Consider the following 23,219-nt stretch of genomic DNA (forward strand, 5'->3'; position numbering starts at 1 on the left):
CATGCAATCTCTCAATATCGCAATCGTCTGTGACCCCCAGCGCTCGGTGGTGGTCTCCGCATGCGCTGGTAGCGGTAAAACCTGGTTACTGGTTGCACGCTTAGTCCGCATTTTGCTTGCCGGTGAGTCGCCCCGATCCATCTTGGCTCTCACCTTTACACGCAAGGCTGCGCAAGAGATGCGTGAACGCCTGTATCAACTCTTGCAGTCCTGGGCCACGATGAGTGATGCTGAGCTTATCCATGCGCTGGTGGAGCGAGGGCTTGATCACGAAGCAGCACAAGCGCATCTTCAGTCCGCACGTACGCTCTATGATCGCCTGTTATTGAATCCCCATACCGTTTCAATTGATACCTTTCATGGATGGTTTGGACGCTTGCTGGCTGGGGCGCCGGTCTCGATGGGGGCTCAGTCTGGATTTACTCTGCGCGAGGATGCCAAACGCTTGCAACAGCAGTGCTTAGAGGATTGGTGGGCGTCGATGCCGGCCGATGTTCTGCCGAACTATGAGTATTTGATTGAGCAACTGGGTTCAGCTCAAGCCCATCAGTTTTTATTGGGAGCCAATGGGCTAGTACAGCAAAAAGGCGCCTGGGTATTTTTCAAGAAAGCCTGCGAGGCTCGCGGTGAACCCATCACCGAGGCCTTACGCAGATGCTGTAACACGCTTTCTCAGCCCAACCCCTTACTCATCAAACTCGAGGAGAGTACAGCGCGGCAAGAGCTCTCCATGTTGTATGAGGTGTTATCTCATGGCGGCGTACGTGATCAGCAGGGTCTTGCAGAGTTGGGCGCAGCACTTGAAGCGTTAAAGGAAAAACAATTCGATACCGCGATTGGTTTGCTGATCCCCGTGTTTATGACGCGTGATGAGCTCCCAAGCTATCGCAAGGACAACGACAGCGCCTCGAAAGCGATTCAATCGTATTTGGAGGCGCAGAACCAGGATCCCAATCGATTCATAGCTACTCGGCAAGCCTGGGCGATGGCCTGTGAGCAATTGATTGAATGGCAAGCCCAGCAACAGGCGCTTGCACTCAATCAAGCCTGGTTTGCCATCGGTGCAGCCATGCTTGAGCATATTGAGCGTAGCAAAGAACGCATGCGAGTGCGCGACTTTGATGATCTAGAGCTTGGCGTGGCGCAACTGATTTCGGATCCACGTGTTGCAGCGTATTGGCAAGCACGCTTGGATGCACGCTATCGCCATATTCTGATTGACGAGTTTCAGGATACCAATCCCTTGCAGTGGCAAATTCTGCGGGCCTGGCTTGCGGCCTACGGTGACGATCAAGATAAGCCCAAGGTATTTATCGTGGGGGATCCTAAGCAATCCATTTATCGGTTTCGTCGTGCCGACCCCCGTTTATTTGGAGCAGCTACCCGCTTCTTGCAAGCCCACGATCAGGCTCATCTTGAACAACAGAACACCACACGGCGCAATGCGCCTGAGATTGTGGAGGTGGTGAACCGTATCTTCACGACCAATCGAGTCCCCAGCAACTATCCATTTCAGGAGCAGGCCACACTTTGGAGTGCTCCCGATATACCAAGCCATTCAAAATTCGCTAAAGGCGAGGCTTATCGTCTGCCATTAATCCCGATCATCGATGAGCCGCAGGTCAGTGCTCGCGAGAATGCTCTGGTGATGCCATTTGCTGATACGCGTGATACTGGCGCGAAACAGCAACGACTGTTGGAAGGGGAGCGCCTAGCGCAATTAATTCATGAGGTGCTACGTACGCGTTTGGTGCTCGATGAGGTAGTCGATCCCAATCGCCAACAACAGCGTCACAAAGTCTGGCGACCAGCTCGTCCAGGCGATTTCTTGGTTCTTGTCAAACGTCGTCAATACCTACCCGAGTATGAAGAGGCATTGCGCCATGCCAATCTACTCTTTGAGAGTCCGCGCTTGGGCGGCTTACTCGAGACCCTTGAGGTCGATGACCTGATCGCCTTACTAACCATTCTTAGTAACCCCAATCATGATCTTGCGTTGGCGCAGGTCTTGCGCAGCCCCTTGTATGGTCTGAGTGAAGGGCAGATGCAAACACTCTCAGAGTTAGTGCAAAGTAATCGTGGCTATCGCAATTGGTGGGAAGCGCTAACGCATGCCGATGATCATCCCTATGCCGAGACCTTTTTGGGGATTGCCAAGCAACTCATGGCGTGGATGGAGTTGGCCAAACACTTGCCGGTACACGACCTTCTCGATCATGTGTATTTCTCGGGCGATATTCGCTGCAAATATGCCAGCGTGTGCCAAGCACGCGATCGGGATCAAGTCTTAGCCAATTTAGATGCCTTTCTGGAGCTTGCCCTCAATCTGGATGGCGGGCGCTATCCCAGCTTAGGACGATTTATCACTCAACTCAAACAAATGCGGCGTGGCGATCAAGATGAGACACCCGATGAAGGTGAGATGCGCGGTGAGGTTCCCTTGGAGGATGAGAGCGATGAGCTGGAAGATGGGGATTTTGATCTAGATACCCACTCAATCACAAATCGTCAACAACGCATCCGCTTAATGACCATTCATGGGGCGAAGGGTTTGGAGGCTCCATTTGTGATCATTCTGGATTGCAACCATACAGCGATCACCAACCCAGGACGCGGTGTATTACTCGATTGGGACCCCGATCAGCAGGCGCCAGATCACTTGTCGATGTTCACGAAGCTTAGCTTATCTAAAGCGCGTGAAGATTTGCTGGCGCAAGAGAAAGGTATCGCCTTGCATGAGAACTGGAACCTCTTCTATGTGGCACTCACCCGTGCCAAGCAGGGACTTTGGTTAAGCGGGGTGGAAAGCACCCGCAATCGCCAGCAGGGCGGTTTGGTACCTGACAGCTGGTATGAGCGCGCTTGTGAAGGTCAGGTCCCAGTCTTCATGGAGCTCGATGAGGCGCAGGTTGACTACCGATATTCAAGCCAGCCCGAATCACCACAAAGTGACGAACCATTTGAGTACCCTGATTTGGTGCTAACCTGGCAGGGTGTGCCAAGCTTGCCTCCCAGATCTACCACACACAGTGTCGATGAGCAGCGGCGCATGCAAGAGGGCGAGTGGTTTCATGCGCTACTTGAACGGGTCACGCCTGCGCAATACCGAGTGGCGCAAGCCATTCCAGATGCTCAATTGCTTGCAAATCGATTCGGTATGGATGAGACCAGTGCCCAGCGAACGATTGAACGTACTCGCTCCGTTTGCAATAGCCCTGAGTTGTTGCGATTCTTTGACCCCGCAATCTATTGCAATGCTTGGAATGAGCTTGATGTTGTATATGAAGAGCGGTGCTTGCGGATTGATCGCTTGGTTGAGTTTGAAAACGAGCTTGTTGTTTTGGATTACAAGCTCAGCATCCCTGAAAAAACCGATCCTCTTTATTCTCAATATCAGCTCCAGCTCGAGCGCTATTGCCAAGCGGTGCAGCGATTATTTCCAGACAAAAGGGTGCGCAGTCTGTTAATTGATGGGCAGGGCTACAGCACCGATTTACTAGCTTAGATCTCGACGATCATTTCAATTTCGACACAAGCCCCCAAGGGGATTTGCGCAACCCCAAAAGCACTACGAGCATGTTTACCAATCTCACCAAATACTTCGACGATGAGTTCGGAACAACCATTCATTACTATATGCTGCTCAGTGAACTCGGGGGTAGAGTTCACGAGACCCATCACCTTCACAACCCGACGAACTCGATCGAGCGAGCCAAGGTGGGCATTTAGAGTTGAGAGTAAATCAATCGCGATACTTCGAGCAGCCAACTGGCCGGTGGCAGTGTCCATGTCGAGCCCCAATTTACCAACCCATGGTTTGCCATCGCGTTTGGCAATATGACCTGATAAAAATACCTGATGACCAGTAGTAACCGCCATTACGTAGCCAGCTGCGGGTGCGCCAGGACTTACTAGGGTAATTCCTAGGTCGTTCAGTTTTTGGGAAATCACGCTCATGAAACTCCTTCAAGGAACGGGGTTAAACACGAAATCATCCAACAAGCCTTTAGTATAGGGAGATGACAAAATTACCTGACAATATTCGCTGTCCGCTATACTTCAGCCTACAAAATATCAACCATTTTGCAACACGATCACGCATATGAATAAAGCCATCGTTACTTCGCTCGGCGCTGCAGTATTCGCCGGTCTATTCTCAATCACCGCTCATGCCCAAGAGGTCAAAGGTTCTGCAAAAGCAGGAGAGGCCAAAGTCTGGCTTTGCGCAGGCTGTCATGCCATTAATGATTACCGGGCTGACTGGCCCCAGGTTTATCGGGTTCCCAAGATCGGTGGCCAGAATGCAGATTACATTGTTGCCTCGCTAAAGGCTTACAAATCGGGTGAGCGCAAGCACCCAACCATGCGAGCAATTGCTGGAAGCTTGAACGATCAAGATATGGCTGACTTGGCTGCCTACTACTCGACTCAAACGCCAACCTCTCCCCGTAACCCCTTAAAGTAATTGGAATCGAGAACATGATGAAATCCGCTCTGATCCTATCCTTGTTAAGTGCCTCGATTGGGTTGGCCCATGCTGGTAATGTTGCCAAGGGTAAAGAATTGGTTGAAAAGAACAATTGCGCCGCCTGCCATGGTGCTGGTCTCAAGGCCCCAGTAGCTCCGGCCTATCCAAAAATTGCGGGTCAATACCAAGACTACCTGTATTACGCATTGAAGTCCTACCAAGTAGACGGTAATTCTTTAGTGGGTCGCAACAATGCCATCATGCAATCGCAAGTGAAGCAATTTAGCGATAAAGATCTAAAGGATATGGCTGCTTATATTGCATCCATTCCTGGTGAGTTGATCGTAAAAAAATAGATCATCCCCAATCTCAAAGGCCTCCAATTCAACCTGGAGGCTTTTTATTTGGCAGCCTCCAAACCATGGGCGAGGTGAGTGCGCATCGCCTGTTCAGCAGCAACCGGATCGCGCTTCAGGAGGGCTTTTAGGATCTCACGGTGTTCACTTAATGACTGTTGCAGACGCCCTGAGCGTGATAACGAGTCTTTGCGTTGCAGTTTTAGAACCTTACGTAGATCGTCAATCACGCTGGTCATCCAGGGATTGGCCGCAATCGCGATGATGCGCTCATGAAAGCGAACATTGATCTCGAAGAATAAATCGAGGTTGCGATCAGCCGCTGCCTTCTCAAGTCGCAAGTGCAGATCATCTAAGGTATTGAGATCACTTTCTTTTGCCTTGGTAGCAGCTTCTTTGGCAGCTTCACCCTCAAGCAAGGAGAGAACCGTAAAGATTTGCTCCAGATCGCCACGATTGACTTCGGTGACATAAGCGCCACGGCGCAGTTTCATGGTGATGAGGCCCTCAGCAGCCAACACCTTAATAGCCTCGCGCATGGGGGTGCGGCTAATTCCAAATTCCTTGGCAAGGCTCTGTTCATCAATCCAAGCACCGGGGGCTAGTTCATGCGCAAAAATACGGCTACGCAGTTGGTCTGCTACCTCTTCATAGAGTGGGCGTGTTGAAAGTAATTTACTCATGATCTCTGTAAGTCATTGTTTATTAATGATTTCACTGAATTGAAATACATTTATGAATTCATAATTATGTATCCAATTCTATGGACAAAACCAAAAAAGTCAAGCAAAATGAAGAAAATATCAATGCACATTCATGCACATATGGGGCGCTTATGACGAAGAACGCATCACAACCCAGCGGGCAGTGGCCAACTGCAGCCGATCAATCGCTTGAGCAATGGCAAAAGGCGGCAAGCAAATCAGCGCCGAATGGCAACCCGGATGCCTTGGGTTGGGATACTCCCGACGGAATCCATCTCAAAGCGCTCTATACCCAAAATGATCTTCAGGGCTTGCCTTATGTGAACTCGCTTCCTGGATTTGAGCCCTATCTGCGTGGACCACAGGCGACGATGTACGCGGTGCGCCCGTGGACCATCCGCCAATACGCCGGATTCTCTACGGCAGAAGAGTCCAACCGCTTCTATCGCAAAGCCCTTGAAGGAGGTGGTCAAGGGGTCTCGGTGGCATTTGATCTGGCTACGCATCGGGGCTACGACTCGGACCATCCTCGGGTGGTGGGTGATGTGGGCAAAGCAGGGGTCGCAATTGATTCAGTGGAGGATATGAAGATCCTCTTTGATGGCATTCCCTTGGACAAAATCTCAGTCTCGATGACCATGAATGGTGCCGTATTACCAGTCTTGGCAGGTTATATCGTGGCCGGTGAAGAGCAGGGAGTGAAGCAAGAGCAACTGAGTGGCACGATTCAGAACGATATTCTGAAAGAGTTCATGGTGCGCAACACCTATATCTACCCACCCGGACCCTCGATGCGCATTGTTGGTGACATCATTGAGTACACCGCAAAGAATATGCCCAAGTTCAACTCGATCTCGATCTCGGGCTATCACATGCAAGAGGCTGGAGCCAATCAAGCCCTGGAGCTCGCATTTACACTGGCCGATGGCAAGGAGTACGTCAAAACTGCCCTAGCCAAGGGTCTCGATGTGGATGAGTTTGCCGGCCGTCTGTCCTTCTTCTTTGCGATCGGTATGAACTTCTATCTTGAGGTTGCCAAACTGCGCGCTGCTCGTATCCTGTGGTGGCGCATCATGAAAGAGTTCAATCCTAAAAATCCAAAGTCATCGATGTTGCGCACCCATTGCCAAACTTCTGGCTGGTCGCTGACCGAGCAAGATCCCTATAACAACGTGGTGCGTACTACGATTGAAGCGATGGCCGCGGTCTTTGGTGGTACGCAATCCCTGCATACCAACTCATTTGATGAAGCGATTGCCTTGCCTTCGGAGATGTCCTCCCGAATTGCTCGCAACACCCAATTAATTTTGCAAGAAGAGACCCATATCACGAGCGTGGTTGACCCTTGGGCGGGATCGTTCATGATGGAGAAACTCACCCAAGAGATGGCGGATGCCGCCTGGGAAATTATTTTGGAAGTCGATCAGATGGGTGGCATGACCAAAGCTGTGGAAAGTGGTTGGGCCAAGTTAAAGATCGAGGCGGCTGCTGCACAAAAGCAAGCCAAGATCGATTCTGGATCGGATGTGATCGTGGGTGTCAACAAATACAAACTGCAAGAAGAGAGTTTGGTGGATGTCTTAGTCATCGATAACGACATGGTTCGCAATAATCAAATTGCTCGCTTAAAGGACATCAAGGCCAAGCGCAATCAATCGCAGGTTGACAAAGCCTTAGCCGATTTAACCGCAGCAGCCGAGAACAACACGGGTAATTTATTGGATTTAGCGGTCAAAGCAATTCGTTTACGCGCAACGGTGGGCGAGGTGTCGGATGCTTTGGAGAAAGTCTACGGGCGCCACCGTGCCGATACACAAAAGGTGACCGGAGTGTACGCAGCCGCATACGATTCAGCCGAAGGATGGGAAAAACTCAAAGTCGAGATTGCTGAGTTTGCCAAAGAACATGGACGCCGTCCGCGGGTCATGATCGCGAAGCTTGGCCAGGATGGGCATGATCGCGGTGCCAAAGTGGTGGCCACTGCCTATGCTGATCTGGGCTTTGATGTTGATATGGGACCTTTATTTCAGACGCCTGAGGAGTGTGCGCGCCAAGCGATTGAAAACGATGTGCATGCTTTGGGGATCTCTACCCTAGCAGCGGGTCATAAGACCTTGGTCCCCGCGATTGTGGCGGAACTCAAAAAGCAAGGTGCCGACGACATCATTGTGTTTGTGGGTGGCGTCATTCCGCGTCAGGATTACGAGTTTTTGTATGAGGCGGGTGTCAAAGGCATCTACGGACCCGGTACGCCGATCCCCGCATCCGCAAAAGACGTACTCGAGCAAATTCGGAATAACCTGCGCTAAGCCCTCGCAATGTCGAATGCCCCAAGCGATGAGCAGTTAGTGGCAGCCTTGCTCGGCAAGCCCTGTGCGGAACAACGTCGGGCATTGGCCAAAGCCATTACCTTGTTGGAGTCAACGCGCCTTGATCATCGCACGCGCGCCGATCAATTGCTTAACACCATCTTGCCACATACTGGGCAATCCTTTCGTCTCGGAATCTCAGGAGTACCGGGGGTTGGTAAATCGACTTTAATTGAGAACTTAGGTCTTTACTTGATTTCCAAAGGTCATCGGGTTGCTGTCCTGGCAATTGATCCATCCTCAAGTTTGTCGGGTGGATCGATCTTGGGCGATAAGACCCGCATGGAACTACTGTCAGTTAATGAGAATGCCTTTATTCGTCCAAGCCCATCCTCTGGAACCTTAGGCGGTGTTGCCGAGCGCACCCGAGAGGTGATGCTCTTAGCGGAAGCTGCTGGGCATGATGTGGTGATTGTGGAGACCGTGGGGGTAGGGCAAAGCGAGATTGCGGTGGCTGGGATGACCGATCTCTTTATGTTGTTGCAACTCCCCAATGCCGGTGATGATCTGCAGGCGATTAAAAAAGGTGTGATGGAGATTGCGGATCTCATCGTGATTAATAAAGCGGATCTGGATCCGGATGCGGCCACCCGTGCCCAAGCATTTATTACGAGCTCCTTGCGCTTAATGGGGTTTCAGGGGAACCCAGATCACGTTGCTCATCATGCGGAGCAATGGCATCCCGTGGTGATGCAAATGAGTGCACTCCTTAATCAAGGCGTGGCGCAGTTATGGGATGAGATCACTCGCTTTCGGTCTCTTGAGACGAAGAATGGTCATCTACAAAAACGTCGTCGTCAGCAAGCCACTGCTTGGATGTGGGAGCGCATCGATAGCGCTCTCAAAAGTAATTTTAAGAACCATCCCGGAGTACAGCAGTTATTACCCGAACTCAGTGCCGCCGTGAATGAGGGCACGATCGCACCTTCTGTGGCAGCGCGTCGCTTACTAGACGCGATGCAAACCGATATTCAATAGGAGTTTTTATGCAAGACATTATTTCTCAATTGGAATCCAAGCGCGAGTTAGCGCGTCTCGGTGGTGGCCAAAAGCGCATTGCCGCTCAGCACGCCAAAGGCAAACTCACCGCACGGGAGCGGATCGAGCTGTTACTCGACGAAGACTCCTTCGAAGAGTGGGATATGTTTGTGGAGCATCGCTGTACGGATTTTGGGATGGCTGATCAAACCGTACCGAGCGATGGTGTCGTTACCGGTTACGGCATGATTAATGGCCGCTTGGTATTTGTGTTCTCGCAAGACTTCACAGTTCTGGGCGGCTCTTTATCCGAAGCCCATGCCGAGAAAATCTGCAAGATCATGGATCAGGCCATGAAAGTGGGTGCACCCGTGATTGGACTGAATGACTCTGGTGGTGCACGCATTCAGGAAGGGGTCGCCTCGCTTGGCGGTTATGCGGAGATCTTCCAACGGAACGTATCCGCCTCAGGTGTGATCCCTCAAATCTCCTTGATTATGGGTCCTTGCGCAGGTGGGGCAGTGTACTCACCCGCATTGACGGATTTCATCTTCATGGTGAAAGACACCTCCTACATGTTTGTGACCGGACCCGAGGTTGTAAAGACCGTGACCCACGAAGATGTCACCGCAGAAGATTTGGGTGGCGCAAACACCCATTCCACCGTATCGGGTGTTTGTGATCTAGCCTTTAATAACGATGTCGAAGCAATCATGATGCTGCGCCGTTTCTATAGTTATCTACCGCTCTCGAACAAAGAAAAGGCCCCTTTTCTGGGCGGTCTTGTCTGGTCGGATGAGCCTGATTACTCGCTCGATACATTGGTGCCGCTCAACCCCAATCAGCCGTATGACATGAAAGAGCTGATTCATAAGATTGTGGATGATGAAGACTTCTTCGAGTTGCAGCCCGACTATGCAAAGAACATCATTATTGGCTTTGCCCGCATTGGCGGCCAGACCGCGGGTATTGTTGCCAATCAACCACTGGTACTCGCAGGGTGTCTGGATATCAAATCATCAATTAAAGCCGCTCGGTTTGTGCGTTTTTGTGATGCTTTCAATATCCCAGTGGTGACCTTGGTCGACGTGCCAGGCTTTATGCCAGGCACCGCCCAAGAGTACGGCGGCATTATTAAGCACGGTGCCAAGTTGCTCTATGCCTATGCCGATTGCACCGTTCCCAAAGTAACCTTAATTACGCGCAAAGCCTACGGTGGGGCCTACGATGTGATGGCATCAAAACATTTGCGTGGCGATGTGAACTTTGCCTGGCCATCGGCAGAGATTGCGGTGATGGGGCCCAAAGGTGCCGTTGAAATCATCTTCCGCGAAGAGAAAAATGATTCGCAAAAGATTGCTGAGCGTGAAGCAGAGTACAAAGCCAAGTTTGCAAACCCCTTTGTCGCCGGACGGCGTGGCTATATTGACGATGTGATCATGCCCCATGAATCACGCAAGCGCATTGCACGATCACTCGCGATGTTGCAAGACAAGGATTTACAAAATCCGCCGCGTAAACACGGCAACATTCCTCTTTAATCTAACCGACTAACGAATCACTATGTTTAAGAAAATCTTAATTGCAAACCGCGGTGAAATTGCTTGCCGAGTGATGCTAACCGCTAAGCGGCTGGGGATACAAACGGTTGCGGTGTACTCCGAGGCAGATGCTGAGGCCCGTCACGTTCGCATTGCCGATGAGGCCGTTTGCATTGGACCGCCACCATCACGCGAGTCCTACCTGCAAATGGATCGCATCATTGCGGCATGTAAAGAAACAGGTGCGCAAGCAGTGCATCCAGGTTACGGGTTCTTATCTGAGAACGAAGAATTTGCCAAACGCGTTGAGGAAGAGGGCATTGTCTTTATTGGCCCCAAATACCAATCGATTGCTGCGATGGGCGACAAGATTGCCTCCAAGAAGCTCGCTTTGGAGGCAAAGGTAAATACCATCCCCGGCCATAATGCCGCTATTGATGACCCACAGGCTGCAGTAAAAATTGCGCAGGGGATTGGTTACCCTGTGATGATCAAGGCCTCCGCCGGTGGTGGCGGCAAGGGATTGCGGGTTGCGTATAACGATCAAGAAACGGCCGAAGGCTTTGTGGCTTGCAAGAATGAAGCACTCAATAGTTTTGGAGATGACCGTGTCTTCATTGAGAAGTTTGTTGAAGAGCCGCGGCATATTGAGATCCAGATATTGGGCGATGCGCACGGCAATGTGGTGTATTTATGGGAGCGTGAGTGCTCGATCCAGCGCCGTCACCAAAAAGTCATCGAAGAGGCGCCATCCCCATTTTTAGATGACGCGACTCGTAAAGCCATGGGCGAACAGGCTGTGGCCTTAGCCAAAGCGGTTAACTACCAATCAGCAGGAACTGTGGAGTTTGTGGTTGGTAAAGACAAGTCCTTCTACTTCTTAGAAATGAACACACGCTTGCAGGTTGAGCATCCGGTCACCGAATCTATCACAGGACTTGATCTTGTGGAGCAAATGATACGAGTGGCTGCTGGTGAGAAGTTGGCATTTACCCAAAACCAAATTCCACGCAATGGCTGGGCGATGGAGTGCCGCATTAATGCGGAAGACCCATTACGTAACTTCCTGCCATCCACCGGACGCTTGGTGAAGTATCAGCCTCCGGCATCCAAAGATGGTGTGCGAGTTGATACGGGTGTATACGAGGGTGGTGAGATCCCGATGTATTACGACTCGATGATTGCAAAACTGATTACGCATGGTGCCAACCGCGAGGAGGCAATGAGCAAAATGCGCGGGGCGCTCAATGAGTTTGTGATTCGGGGGATTCATTCGAACATTCAGTTCCAATCCGCTTTATTACAACACCCACGCTTCCTCTCAGGCCAGTTTAATACTGGATTTATTGCGGAAGAGTTCCCCAAGGGATTTTTAAAAGGGTCGGTTGAGCCTAGTGACCCAAATCGTTTGCCGGCCTTGGCAAGTTTTGTGCACCGTCGGTATTTAGAGCGTGCCAAGTTGCTCGAGGGGCAGCTCTTAGGCCACGAAATGAAGATCACCCAAGAGTTTGTAGTGATGCATGGTGACACCTCTTACAACACCAGGATTGAGCAACGCGATCACGGTTACCAAATATCCGTCAAGGCCAATCAAGGCAAGCACACGATGACGGATTATTTCCTGGAGAGTGATTGGCAACCTGGTTCGATTCGACTGATCTATCGCTTAAACGATGGACCGACGGCATGTGCGCAAGTCGAGCGCCCAGGCTTGGGTTATGTGTTGATGCAAGACGGCGTACATTTTGACTGTGTGGTCTTAAGTCCATTCGGGGCAGAGTTGCAACGCCGCATGCCATACAAGGCACCTCCTGATACATCAAAGTTATTACTATCACCCATGCCCGGACTCTTAAGCAAATTGCATGTGGCTAAAGGGGATAAGGTCAGCGCCGGTCAGAAACTGGTGGTGATCGAGGCCATGAAAATGGAGAACACGCTATTTGCTGCACAAGATGGCATCGTGGCTGATATCTGCGCCAGTGAAGGATCGAGTCTGGCGGTTGATCAAATTATTATTCAGTTTGCGAAGTGATTACCATGAGTCGACCATTCAAAATTCTGGGGGTTCAGCAAATTGCCATTGGCGGCACGGACAAGCAAAAACTAAAAGCCTTGTGGGTTGATCTTCTTGGCCTGCAATACAAAGATACCTTCGTATCCGAGCGCGAGAACGTCGATGAGGATATTTGTGCCATCGGTCGCGGCCCACACGAGGTTGAAATTGATTTGATGCAACCATTTGATATCGAGAAAAAACCAGCTGTGCATCAAACGCCACTCAATCACATTGGTCTGTGGGTCGATGATTTGCCTAAGGCAGTGGAGTGGTTAACACAACGGGGTCTGCGATTTGCGCCCGGTGGGATTCGTAAGGGAGCAGCAGGTCACGACATTATTTTTGTTCACCCTAAAGCGAATGAGGAGTTCATGTTCTCGGGCGAAGGGGTTTTGATCGAACTGGTACAAGCGCCACCCGACGTAATTGCCGCATTGGCATAAACCCCAATTTGTGTGCAGTGCAACAATTCAGGCATAATAGTCATCAATTTGTCATTTAATCCTTAAAACCGATTAGGAGTATTCATGTCTGGCGCCCCAACCATCGAATCCAGTGGCATTGAGCTCAAAGCCAAACTCAATCCAGATTTCGCAACCGTTGTTTCCCCTGAAGCCCTCGAGTTCGTTGCTAAATTGCATCGTGCCTTCGAACCACGCCGTCAGGAACTTCTCAAGAAACGGGTTGAGCTAGCAAAAAAATTAGATGCTGGTCAAAAGCTTGATTTCTTGCCAGAAACAAAATCAATCCGTGAGGGCGATTGGAAAATTGCTCCAGTACCCAAAGCACTGGAAACGCGCCGCGTTGAACTAACCGGTCCCGTCGATGCCAAGATGGTGATTAATGCCCTGAACTCCGGTGCCGACTCCTATATGGCGGACTTTGAGGATTCCAATAGCCCCTATTGGGAAAACATTGTGCAAGGGCATGTCAATTTAAAGAAAGCCGTGCGCCGCGATATCGAGCTTAACCTCTTTGGTAAAGAATACAAGCTTAATGAAAAAACCGCGACCTTAATTGTTCGTCCTCGCGGTTGGCATCTTGATGAGAAACACGTTTTGGTGGATGGTCAGCGCGTCTCAGGCGGTATTTTTGACTTCGCCATCTTCACCTTTAATAGCGGCAAGTACCTTGAATCTAGGGGCTTAGGACCATTTTTCTATTTGCCAAAGATTGAGAGCCATCTCGAAGCGCGTTTGTGGAATGATATTTTCACCATGGCGGAGAAAGAGCTGGGCATGAAGCACGGCAGCATCAAGGCTACGGTATTGGTTGAGACCATTAATGCAACTTTTGAAATGGATGAGATCCTTTATGAGTTGCGTGATCACAGTTCGGGCTTAAACGCTGGTCGTTGGGATTACATCTTCTCTGCGATTAAGAAATTCAAGCTCGATAAAAACTTCTGCTTAGCCGATCGTGTGAAGGTGACCATGACCTCACCCTTCATGCGCTCCTATGCACTCTTTCTATTAAAGACCTGCCATAAGCGTGGCGCCCCAGCAATGGGCGGTATGAGCGCCTTCATTCCCATTAAGAACGATCCTGAGAAGAATGCGATTGCGCTTGCAGCCGTGTCGACCGACAAACGTCGCGAAGCGACCGATGGCTACGATGGTAGCTGGGTTGCCCATCCAGGTTTGGTTGAGCTGTGCATGAATGAGTTCAAAGCCGTATTGGGTGATAAGCCCAATCAATTTGATCGTCAACGCGATGACGTTCAAGTAACCGCTGCGGATTTACTCAACTTTGCTCCTGAAGGACCCATCACCGAAGCAGGGCTGCGTTACAACATTAACGTCGGTATCCATTACATGGGCGCTTGGTTGGCTGGTAACGGTTGCGTGCCGATCCACAATTTGATGGAAGATGCCGCCACCGCTGAGATCAGCCGCTCGCAAGTATGGCAATGGATTCGGTCGCCCAAAGGAGTTCTCGACGACGGTCGTAAAGTCACCCTTGAGCTGGTGCGTCAATTGATTGGTGAAGAGCTCACAAAGGTAAAAGACTCGGGTGCTGTTGGACAATTTGATCGCGCTGCCAAGATCTTTGAAGATTTGGTTGCCAATGATGATTTCGTGGAGTTCTTAACCCTGCCGCTGTACGAAGAGTTTTAAACCCAGGACATCTAGCATGCGCATCTTGGCCATCGACACTTCGACCTCGTGGTGTTCGGTGGCCTTATGTTTTGATGACAAGCCGATTGTGCATCGGCATGAGCTGCTCGGCTCAAAAGCCAGTCAACATCTCTTACCTTGGTGCGGTAATCTTCTGCAGCAGTGTGGTGCACGTTTCTCCGATCTGGATGCGCTCGCGGTGGGCGTGGGTCCAGGAGCGTTTACTGGGGTGCGCCTCTCAGTTGCGGTTGCCCAAGGACTATCTGTAGGCTCGCAATTGCCAGTGATCCCGGTGACCAGTCTCGATGCGATGGCATCGCAATTTGCGCAACACCATCAAATGCCTCAAAACACGACATTCACCATTGCTCTTGATGCCCGTATGGGTGAAGTGTATTGGGCCCGATATCAATACGATAACTATGAGCTTAAGTCGATTAGCCCAATCCAGCTGACCGCTCCAGAGGATATTGAGGATAATCATCAGGATCTGATTGCTGGGAACGCCCTTGCCGAGTATGCCGATGATTTCAAAGACCATTTTGTGGGTCGACGGATGGATTTGCAGCTAGTACCCAACGCGCTCGGCATCTTGGATCTCGCGCAAGAGCGTTATCAAGCGGGCCAAACGATTCCGGTTGAGCAGCTTGAGCCCCTCTATATTCGCAATAAAGTTGCTCTTACTACCCAAGAACGTCACGATGCAGCAAGCCGCACCCCAACCGGTCATTTGCTTGGCTGAGCTGGTTTTGGAGCTGATGACCGAATCCGATCTGGATGCGGTCATGGCAATTGAGGCGTTTTCGCATCAGCACCCATGGTCGCGCAAAAACTTTAACGATTCAATCGAAGCGGGCCATTGGGCATATTGCCTGCGGGAGGTAGACGATCCCGACAAGCGCATTTGGGCCTATTGCATCTTGCTACCCGCGGTCGATGACCTACACCTTCTCAATATTACGGTGGATACGGATCTGCGCAAACAGGGCGTGGGGCTGCGCCTCATGAGGGCTATCCAAGCGATTGCATCTAATTTATCGATCCCGCGAATTCTGCTTGAGGTGCGTCCGAGTAATCGTGCGGCAATCGCACTCTATGAGAAGGCAGGGTATGAGGAGTTGGCGCGGCGCAAAGCCTATTACCCAGTAGAATCTTCCTCTGGCGCGCGAGAAGACGCGATTGTGATGACCAAAACCATCGATTGCCCTGCAAAACCTTATGAACATTGACGATCACTCTCGCTACTTGAAAGAGATGGGTATTACGGAGTGGTCCTTGCGTTCTGCTGCGCAAGACTGTGCGCCCAGCATCACTCCAAGTGTAGAGCCTCATCAAGCCATCTCCAACCAAGAGCCAAAGGTGTATTGGCTGTTTTATGGTCAGGCACCCGGTGGTGATCAAGAGCGCTTATTCCAGAACATCATTTTGGCCCTCGGGCTTTTACCCAATGAATGGGAGTGGCGCTCACTAAGCGATACGCAAGCACCGAATACGCAGTTGCCATGCGTGGCCTTTGCCTTTGGTGAGCCAGCAGCGCAGGCCTTAAGTGGTGAGCAGGAGCCACTGACGCAGTTGCGCGATGTGGTGCTTGAGATTGCCGGTCAAGATATCCCCTTGATTGCAAGCTTTGATCTGGCGCACTGCCTTAATCGACCAAAAGATAAAGCATTGCTGTGGCAAGACCTATTGCTGGCTCGCTCCGTATTGCAATCGCTTTAATTAGTGTTTGGCTTCACCAATCAGATGCAGCGAGTCATACTCGGCCTGGTTGGCTTGATGCTTCTTAATCACTAGCCACATGGTGAGGGCAACACCTAAACCAAAACCAGTAATGACGATGGGAACTGGAACATCTAACCAAATCAGCAACGCATAGAGCATGAGCATCATCAGAACCGAGAGGTTCTCATTGAAGTTCTGAACAGCAATGGAGTGGCCTGCAGAGAGTAAAACATGGCCACGGTGTTGTAAGAGGGCATTCATTGGAACAACAAAGTAACCCGCTAACCAGCCTACGGTGATCAGTAGGATATAGGCAGGCAGGAGATTAAAGTTAACCTCTAAAACACCAATCTTAAAGAGCACGATCGATGGAATGTATTCAATATGGTAGATGGCCATGATGCAGACCAGTAAGCCCATCACGACGCCATATGGCAGAACATTTAAAGCAGACTTTAATGGAATACGTGAGGCTGCCCAAACCGCACCCCCGGCGACACCAATGGCAGAAACTGCTTGCAAAATAGCCCCCTGCGAGAGGTTCATATTAAGAGCGGTCTCAGCCCACTTCAGCACAATGAACTGCAAGGTTGCGCCTGCGCCCCAAAATAAGGTGGTGACTGCCAAGGAGATTTGGCCCAAGCGATCGCGCCACAGAATATGAAAACCCACAAAGAAATCCTTGGTCAACTGAATGGGGTCTAGGCGCTGCTCAGGGTAGCGGGCTCCCGTATCCGGAATCTTTAAATTAAAGAGGGCAGCGATCAGGTAAATAAACATAATGATCGAGATCGCGGATTCAGCGGGGCTATCAACGCCGGTATTAATCAGTGGTAAATCAAAACCCATGAGATAGGCCGAGACCTTGCTGCTAATCAGAACACCACCCAACACGGTGCCTGCAATGATGGAACCCACGGTTAAGCCTTCGATCCAGCCATTGGCGGCAACCAGTTTTTCAGGGGGGAGTAGTTCGGTCAAAATGCCATACTTCGCCGGTGAGTAAGCAGCAGCACCAAGACCCACAATGGCGTAAGAGGCTAACGGATGAGCTCCCAAGAGCATGGCGGCACATCCAACAATTTTGATGGTGTTGGTGATGAACATCACCTGACCTTTGGGCCTGGAATCAGCAAAGGCCGCAACAAAGGCCGCCAACAATACATAGGAGAGTACAAAGAAAAGTTTGAGAAGCGGGGTCATCCACGCCGGGGCAGCGAGCTGGGCTAAGAGGGCAATGGCCGCAATTAGCAGGGCGTTATCGGCGAGCGACGAAAAAAATTGCGCCGCCATAATGGTGTAAAAACCTGGTTTCATTCGTACAATTGCTTCATTTACTAGATTAGAGCATGAAAGGGGAGATTTCTGGAGCGCCCGATTCTGGCTACGATTAACACTGCTGCATTAGGCCACAATTTACGACGGGTCAGAGAACTCGCCGGTAATTCTCGCATATGGTCTGTGGTTAAAGCCCGTGCCTATGGCCATAGCCTAAGGGCGGCGTTGGCAGGACTCTCGCAGACCGATGGCTTTGCCGTCTTGGATCTCGATGATGCACGCTGGTTGCGGGCTCAAGGTTGGACTAAGCGCATCTTGCTGCTTGAAGGCCTTTTCCAAGAAAGTGATATTCCGTCAGTGATTGAGTTGGACTGCGATGTGGTGGTCCATAGCGCTAATCAAGTGACTTGGCTTGAGAGGCAGGTCCATCCCATCACCATCTTCCTCAAACTCAACTCTGGGATGAATCGCCTTGGATTTCGTCCAGAGGCGTATCGATTGGCCTACCATCGGCTTCATGCCGCAGGGCACCGCATGAACCACATGACGCACTTTGCAAATGCCGACTACATCGATCGCGAGCCGTCAGTCGGCGCTCAAATGGAGTGCTTTACTAAGACGATTGATGGATTGGTGGGTGAGACCTCGCTGGCTAATTCGGCAGCGGTCTTATGGCATCGCAATGCCTTAGGTGATTGGGTTCGCCCCGGAATTATGTTGCATGGTATTTCTCCATCGGGTCAGTTTGCGGATATTGCCCATGCTAATTTGCAAGCGGTGATGACCCTGTCAAGCTCCATCATTGCGATTCAAGATCTAGAGCCAGGCGACGCCGTGGGTTATGGATCCCGATATCGGGCGACTGGACGGATGCGAATTGGTGTGATTGCTTGTGGCTATGCGGATGGCTATCCCCGTCATGCAAAAGACGGCACCCCGGTCTGGGTTTATGGGGATGATCCCAGCCAATCCCGAATTTGCCCGATTGCAGGACAGGTCTCCATGGATATGTTGACGATTGATCTCACGCATGCGCCGTGGGCAACCGTCGGTAGCAAAGTAGAGCTGTGGGGTAAAAACTTACCCGTTGACGATGTGGCAGTACATGCCCAAACAATTGGCTACGAACTGGTGTGCGCGATTGCACCCCGAGTACCACTCGAAGTTATTTAGTGACCCAGAACTGCCACCACCTGCGCTCTTTCTGAACGCGCTTGCCGGTCTTAAAGATTTGGCTATCTGGAAAGTTGAGCTTAAAGACCCGCATCGTATCGGAACTCAGGTCAAACATGCCTAAGGCCTGATAAGACTGAGCCAAAATGTAGAGCGCCTCCTCAACCGCCGGTGCACGATCGTAATCCCGAATTACGAGCTGCGCACGGTTGGCAGCGGCTAAGTATGCGCCGCGCTCGTAGTAATAGCGCGCCACAATCACGTCAGCCTCTGCTAAAGAGTTGACGATGTAACGCATGCGATCGAGTGAGTCCGGGGCATATTTACTGTTAGGGAAACGCTCAACCACCACCTTGAAGGATTCAAAGGCCTCTTTGGCCGCCTTGGGATCGCGTTCACTCAGGTCTTGCCCCGTGAACTTTCCCATAAACCCTAAATCGTCATTAAAGGTGATGAGGCCTTTGAGGTAATACGCGTAATCTAAATTGGGACTACCTTGGTGCAACTTAATGAAGCGATCGATTTGCACCATTGCTTGCGCAGGCTCCTGGGCTTTCCAAAAGCAATACGCGGAATTAATCTGAGCTTGTTGGGAGTAAGGGCCAAATGGAAAGCGCGCCTCGAGTTTCTCAAAGTACTGACCGCACTTATCAAAATCATTCTCATTCATCTTGTCGCGCGCCTCGGTATATAGCCTAGCCTCGGACCAGCCCAAGGTTTCATCGGTACTGGTATTGGCGCATGAGGTGAGAAGCAGTGCAGAAGAAACTAGCGAAGCAAGAAGAACAAGCCTTAAACTAGCACGATGGTGCCCCAAAGGGGGAATTGATAACACAATAAGGTCCTTCCAGCGTGGCATTGCCGCAAACTCCTGATCCGAATCCCTCTGATTATATCGATGATGAGGATTTCATTGCGCTTGAGATCCCAGATGCATGGGCGGGAGAGCGTTTAGATAAAGTCTTAGCCCATTTTTTAACCGACTACTCGCGTAATCGGATACAGGCATGGGCCAATCAAGGGGCGGTTCTGGTCGATGGCAAGGTTGTCAAATCACGCCAGATTCTGCGAGGCGGTGAGGCGATTCGGGTCTTTCCACAAGAGATGTCGGAGCAACATGCATTTGAGCCAGAAGATATTCCCCTCAATTGCATCTATGAAGATGATCATCTCTTGGTCTTTAATAAAGCGGCTGGGATGGTGATGCATCCGGCGGCTGGCAATTGGACTGGAACGGTACTCAATGGTCTTCTGTTTCATTACCCCGAGCTCGCCCAGTTGCCTCGTGCTGGGATTGTGCATCGACTCGATAAGGACACCTCAGGACTCTTTGTCGTGGCTCGTACGGCATTGGCCCAAACCGCCTTAGTGCGACTTTTACAAGATCATTTAGTTGAGCGGCGCTATCTGGCTTGGGTGTGGGGCGATACTCCATTGCACGGAACGATCAATGCCGCCTTGGCACGCGACCCACGTGATCGATTGAAAATCGCGGTAGTTCCACCAGATTCCAGAGTGGCAAACGCCAAAGCCGCACGCACCCATTACAAACGCTTAGCGCTGGGCGCCTACCAACAAAGTAAGGTCTCATTATTGGAGTGTCGCTTGGAGACCGGTCGAACCCATCAAATTCGCGTTCATCTTGAGTCCTTGTCGTATCCATTATTAGGTGACCCGGTGTATCGCAAACGAATCCCAGCGGCTGCGAGCCAGTTGTTCTTAAAGCGCCAAGCCCTCCATGCGTTTGCGTTGGAGTTTGTGCATCCAAGCACACACGAACCGATGCGATGGTTTGCTCCCATTCCAAATGATCTCTTAGAACTGCATGCGCAAGTGCACATGGATGCCGCAGATCTTCCCAAACCATTTGATGATTCTTCCTCATGAGCCCGCTTCGTATTCTGAGACCCGATTGGCCGGCACCTACTAATGTGCATGCCTTTACAACCACCCGGCAAGGTGGCTTTAGTCAAGCACCATATGATCAATTCAATCTAGGCGCATTTGCTGGTGAGGATCTGCAAACCGTGCAACAAAATCGGGCCTTGCTCAACGCCTTATTACCGCAAGCACCGTTTTGGATTAAGCAAGTACACGGCACCGATGTAGTTCAAGTAAAAGGTGTTCACGAGGGGATGGGTGACTCCATCATTGAGGCGGACGCGAGTATGACGACCGATCCGCAAACTGTGTTGAGCATCTTGGCAGCCGATTGCATGCCAGTGCTCTTCACGAATCGAGCAGGAACAGCAGTCGCTGCCGCGCATGCCGGTTGGCGCGGACTGTGTGCCGGTGTTCTGGAAAATACCGTAGCCAAACTTCTTCAGGAGTCCTCAAGCACCGCATCTGATGTACTTGCATGGATTGGTCCAAGCATCTCGGTCGCACATTACGAAGTGGGCGCCGAAGTGCGTACTGCTTTTATGGAGTCAGCAGCGCAATTTAATTATTCACTCGATGATGCGTGTTTTATTCCCAATCGTGCATCCAGTTCAGAGAAGTACTGGGCCGATCTGCCACGAATTGCCAAATCCCGACTACAGGCCTTGGGTATTGGCGCGGTTTATGGCGGTGATTTATGTACCTTCAGTGACCCTGAGCGTTTTTACTCCTACCGCCGCGAAACCCCCACAGGACGCTTTGCCAGCTTGATTTGGTTCAATCCCAAGCCCTAGTAATCAGGGCCATTGCCGCATCCTTGCCCAGCAATCCTGATAAATGCTAGGGTTAGTGCTTATAACCCTAGCGTCATAATCACCTGAGAATAGAGTCGTACTGTTTAGTTTGATTGACACTTTTAAGAAGATCACCATCATTATGAATTTGGGTAATTCACCAAGCTTGGCCCCGCAATACATGGCCATGATTCCCCCGGATAAGCTCTCTGAAATTCAAACGAAGTATCTCGAAGACCTCGGTAAATTAGGTAAAGATCCCAACGCATTGGAATTCAAAGACCGACGCTTTATGGGCGAGGCTTGGCAAAACCCTTGGAGCAAAGCACTAGTCTCCACCTACCTATTGAATGCACGTTATCTCAATGAGCTCGTGCAAGCTGTGCAGACCGATACCAAAACCCGACAGCGCATTGAGTTTGCGACCAATCAAATGATTGATGCTTTATCGCCCTCAAACTTCTTGGCCACCAACCCAGAGGCATTGGAGACCATCCTCAAGACCCAAGGTCAATCGATTCAAAAAGGCATCCTCAATTTATTGGGCGATCTTGGTAAAGGAAAAGTGAGCCAAACCGATGAGAGTGGCTTTGAGGTCGGTAAAAATTTGGCACAGACCGAAGGCGCGGTGGTATTTCGGAACGCACTATTTGAATTGATTCAGTACAAGCCACTGACCGACCAGGTTTATGAACGACCATTCTTAATGGTTCCCCCATGTATTAATAAATACTACATTCTGGATTTGCAACCCGATAACTCCGTGGTGCGTTATATGGTGAGCCAAGGGCATACGGTGTTTTTGGTCTCCTGGAAAAATCCCGATGCCAGCATGAATCGCATCACCTGGGAAGACTATGTGGGCACTGGAGTGCTCGAAGCGATTCGGGTTACACAGGAAATCAGTCAACAAGACAAGATCAATATCTTGGGTTTCTGTGTGGGCGGCACCTTAGTGAGCACCGCACTCGCAGTGCTCGCAGCACGCAAACAGGATCCCATCGAAAGCCTGACACTGCTCACCACCTTATTGGATTTCACGGACACGGGCATCCTCGATGTCTTTATTGATGAGTCCTTAGTGAACCTGCGTGAGAAATCCATCGGCGGTGCTGAAGGGCGCTATGGCCTCTTATCTGGTTTGGAGTTAGCGAATACCTTCTCCTTCTTGCGGCCCAATGAATTGGTGTGGAACTATGTGGTGGATAACTACCTCAAAGGTAACTCGCCACCGCCATTTGATTTGCTCTACTGGAACGGCGATTCCACCAATTTGCCTGGCCCCATGTATTGCTGGTATCTACGTCATACCTACTTGCAAAATGATTTAGCAAAACCGGGCAAGTTGAAGGTCTGTGGTGAGAAGATTGATCTAAGCAAGATCAAGGTTCCTGCTTACATCTACGCATCACGCGACGATCATATTGTGCCGTGGCACTCCGGTTATCAGAGCACCCAAATCCTGAAGGGCCCGATTCGGTTTGTGATGGGGGCCTCTGGACACATTGCGGGTGTAATCAACCCACCGCATAAGAAAAAACGCAATTACTGGACCAATCCTGATTTACCAAAAACTGCGGATGCTTGGCTCAAAGGTGCCAAAGAAGAGCCGGGTAGTTGGTGGCCCGACTTTACCAAGTGGCTCGCTCAATACGGCGGTAAGCAAATTCCGTCACCGAAAAATTATGGGCATGGGAAGTACAAAAAATTAGTTGCAGCACCTGGCACCTACGTCAAAGAAAAGGCGCAAAAGGTTTAATCGATTGATCTGAATACAAG

At 50.7% G+C, this 23,219-nt stretch carries 20 protein-coding genes; 16 read left to right on the forward strand and 4 right to left on the reverse strand.

Annotation, left to right across the window (positions count from 1 at the left end; all coding sequences use genetic code 11):
• Position 1 precedes the first annotated feature (1 nt).
• Entirely contained in the window at positions 2 to 3,505 is a 3,504-nt protein-coding gene (locus AOC32_RS04490) for a UvrD-helicase domain-containing protein (protein ID WP_108508343.1), read from the forward strand.
• Here the strand turns inward: AOC32_RS04490 and AOC32_RS04495 are convergent.
• Entirely contained in the window at positions 3,502 to 3,957 is a 456-nt protein-coding gene (locus tag AOC32_RS04495; RefSeq protein WP_108508344.1) for a RidA family protein, read from the reverse strand. The two genes, AOC32_RS04490 and AOC32_RS04495, sit on opposite strands and share 4 nt — an antisense overlap.
• A gap of 145 nt (positions 3,958 to 4,102) precedes the next feature.
• Here AOC32_RS04495 and AOC32_RS04500 point away from each other — a divergent pair, with 145 nt between their 5' ends.
• The gene (locus AOC32_RS04500) at positions 4,103 to 4,465 is read left to right on the forward strand and encodes a c-type cytochrome (protein WP_108508345.1); all 363 of its coding nucleotides are present in this window, start codon (positions 4,103 to 4,105) and stop codon (positions 4,463 to 4,465) included.
• A 17-nt stretch (positions 4,466 to 4,482) separates the two neighbouring features.
• Positions 4,483 to 4,824, forward strand: a complete 342-nt coding sequence (locus AOC32_RS04505; RefSeq protein WP_108509332.1) for a c-type cytochrome — start codon at positions 4,483 to 4,485, stop codon at positions 4,822 to 4,824.
• 44 nt (positions 4,825 to 4,868) lie between these two features.
• On the opposite strand, the gene AOC32_RS04510 is transcribed toward AOC32_RS04505, so the two are convergent.
• Positions 4,869 to 5,507: a GntR family transcriptional regulator gene (locus tag AOC32_RS04510; RefSeq protein WP_108508346.1), complete on the reverse strand. Its 639-nt coding sequence runs from the start codon at positions 5,505 to 5,507 to the stop codon at positions 4,869 to 4,871.
• A 152-nt stretch (positions 5,508 to 5,659) separates the two neighbouring features.
• Here AOC32_RS04510 and scpA point away from each other — a divergent pair, with 152 nt between their 5' ends.
• The 9 genes from scpA to AOC32_RS04555 all read left to right on the forward strand — a co-directional run bounded on the left by scpA (position 5,660) and on the right by AOC32_RS04555 (position 16,311).
• A complete protein-coding gene (gene scpA / locus AOC32_RS04515) occupies positions 5,660 to 7,837 on the forward strand; it encodes a methylmalonyl-CoA mutase (protein ID WP_108509333.1) in 2,178 nt (725 codons plus the stop codon).
• 9 nt (positions 7,838 to 7,846) lie between these two features.
• Complete coding sequence (gene meaB / locus AOC32_RS04520; RefSeq protein ID WP_108508347.1) at positions 7,847 to 8,875, forward strand: methylmalonyl Co-A mutase-associated GTPase MeaB; 1,029 nt, start codon at positions 7,847 to 7,849, stop codon at positions 8,873 to 8,875.
• A gap of 8 nt (positions 8,876 to 8,883) precedes the next feature.
• On the forward strand, positions 8,884 to 10,416 hold the full coding sequence (locus AOC32_RS04525) for an acyl-CoA carboxylase subunit beta (RefSeq protein ID WP_108508348.1): 1,533 nt from the start codon (positions 8,884 to 8,886) through the stop codon (positions 10,414 to 10,416).
• A 22-nt stretch (positions 10,417 to 10,438) separates the two neighbouring features.
• Positions 10,439 to 12,451, forward strand: a complete 2,013-nt coding sequence (accC, locus tag AOC32_RS04530) for an acetyl-CoA carboxylase biotin carboxylase subunit (RefSeq protein ID WP_108508349.1) — start codon at positions 10,439 to 10,441, stop codon at positions 12,449 to 12,451.
• A gap of 5 nt (positions 12,452 to 12,456) precedes the next feature.
• Complete coding sequence (locus AOC32_RS04535) at positions 12,457 to 12,918, forward strand: VOC family protein (RefSeq protein ID WP_108509334.1); 462 nt, start codon at positions 12,457 to 12,459, stop codon at positions 12,916 to 12,918.
• A gap of 84 nt (positions 12,919 to 13,002) precedes the next feature.
• Positions 13,003 to 14,592: a malate synthase A gene (gene aceB, locus AOC32_RS04540; RefSeq protein ID WP_108508350.1), complete on the forward strand. Its 1,590-nt coding sequence runs from the start codon at positions 13,003 to 13,005 to the stop codon at positions 14,590 to 14,592.
• Between the two features lie 16 nt (positions 14,593 to 14,608).
• Positions 14,609 to 15,334 (forward strand): tRNA (adenosine(37)-N6)-threonylcarbamoyltransferase complex dimerization subunit type 1 TsaB, encoded by a 726-nt coding sequence (gene tsaB, locus AOC32_RS04545; protein ID WP_108508351.1) that lies wholly within the window; start codon positions 14,609 to 14,611, stop codon positions 15,332 to 15,334.
• Complete coding sequence (gene rimI, locus AOC32_RS04550; protein ID WP_234409809.1) at positions 15,294 to 15,821, forward strand: ribosomal protein S18-alanine N-acetyltransferase; 528 nt, start codon at positions 15,294 to 15,296, stop codon at positions 15,819 to 15,821. Before tsaB ends, rimI begins: the two co-directional genes overlap by 41 nt.
• Positions 15,811 to 16,311 carry a DNA polymerase III subunit psi gene (locus tag AOC32_RS04555; protein ID WP_108508352.1) on the forward strand — a complete coding sequence of 167 codons (501 nt, stop codon included), beginning with the start codon at positions 15,811 to 15,813 and terminating at the stop codon, positions 16,309 to 16,311. The genes rimI and AOC32_RS04555 overlap by 11 nt, the downstream gene beginning before the upstream one ends.
• On the opposite strand, the gene lplT is transcribed toward AOC32_RS04555, so the two are convergent.
• The gene (gene lplT / locus AOC32_RS04560; protein WP_108508353.1) at positions 16,312 to 17,631 is read right to left on the reverse strand and encodes a lysophospholipid transporter LplT; all 1,320 of its coding nucleotides are present in this window, start codon (positions 17,629 to 17,631) and stop codon (positions 16,312 to 16,314) included.
• A gap of 48 nt (positions 17,632 to 17,679) precedes the next feature.
• Here lplT and alr point away from each other — a divergent pair, with 48 nt between their 5' ends.
• Positions 17,680 to 18,765, forward strand: a complete 1,086-nt coding sequence (gene alr, locus AOC32_RS04565; protein ID WP_108508354.1) for an alanine racemase — start codon at positions 17,680 to 17,682, stop codon at positions 18,763 to 18,765.
• Here the strand turns inward: alr and AOC32_RS04570 are convergent.
• Positions 18,758 to 19,624, reverse strand: coding sequence for an outer membrane protein assembly factor BamD (locus AOC32_RS04570; protein ID WP_108508355.1), 867 nt, complete (start codon positions 19,622 to 19,624; stop codon positions 18,758 to 18,760). The genes alr and AOC32_RS04570 overlap by 8 nt on opposite strands.
• On the opposite strand from AOC32_RS04570, the gene AOC32_RS04575 reads away from it, so the two are divergent.
• From AOC32_RS04575 to phaC, 3 genes are all read left to right on the forward strand, one after another.
• On the forward strand, positions 19,618 to 20,652 hold the full coding sequence (locus AOC32_RS04575) for an RluA family pseudouridine synthase (protein WP_108508356.1): 1,035 nt from the start codon (positions 19,618 to 19,620) through the stop codon (positions 20,650 to 20,652). The two genes, AOC32_RS04570 and AOC32_RS04575, sit on opposite strands and share 7 nt — an antisense overlap.
• Positions 20,649 to 21,440, forward strand: coding sequence for a peptidoglycan editing factor PgeF (pgeF, locus tag AOC32_RS04580; protein WP_108508357.1), 792 nt, complete (start codon positions 20,649 to 20,651; stop codon positions 21,438 to 21,440). The genes AOC32_RS04575 and pgeF overlap by 4 nt, the downstream gene beginning before the upstream one ends.
• Positions 21,441 to 21,582: 142 nt before the next feature.
• Complete coding sequence (phaC, locus tag AOC32_RS04585; protein WP_108508358.1) at positions 21,583 to 23,199, forward strand: class I poly(R)-hydroxyalkanoic acid synthase; 1,617 nt, start codon at positions 21,583 to 21,585, stop codon at positions 23,197 to 23,199.
• Positions 23,200 to 23,219 lie beyond the last annotated feature (20 nt).

This window comes from Polynucleobacter acidiphobus, from assembly GCF_003065385.1.
In the GTDB taxonomy this organism is placed as follows: domain Bacteria; phylum Pseudomonadota; class Gammaproteobacteria; order Burkholderiales; family Burkholderiaceae; genus Polynucleobacter; species Polynucleobacter acidiphobus.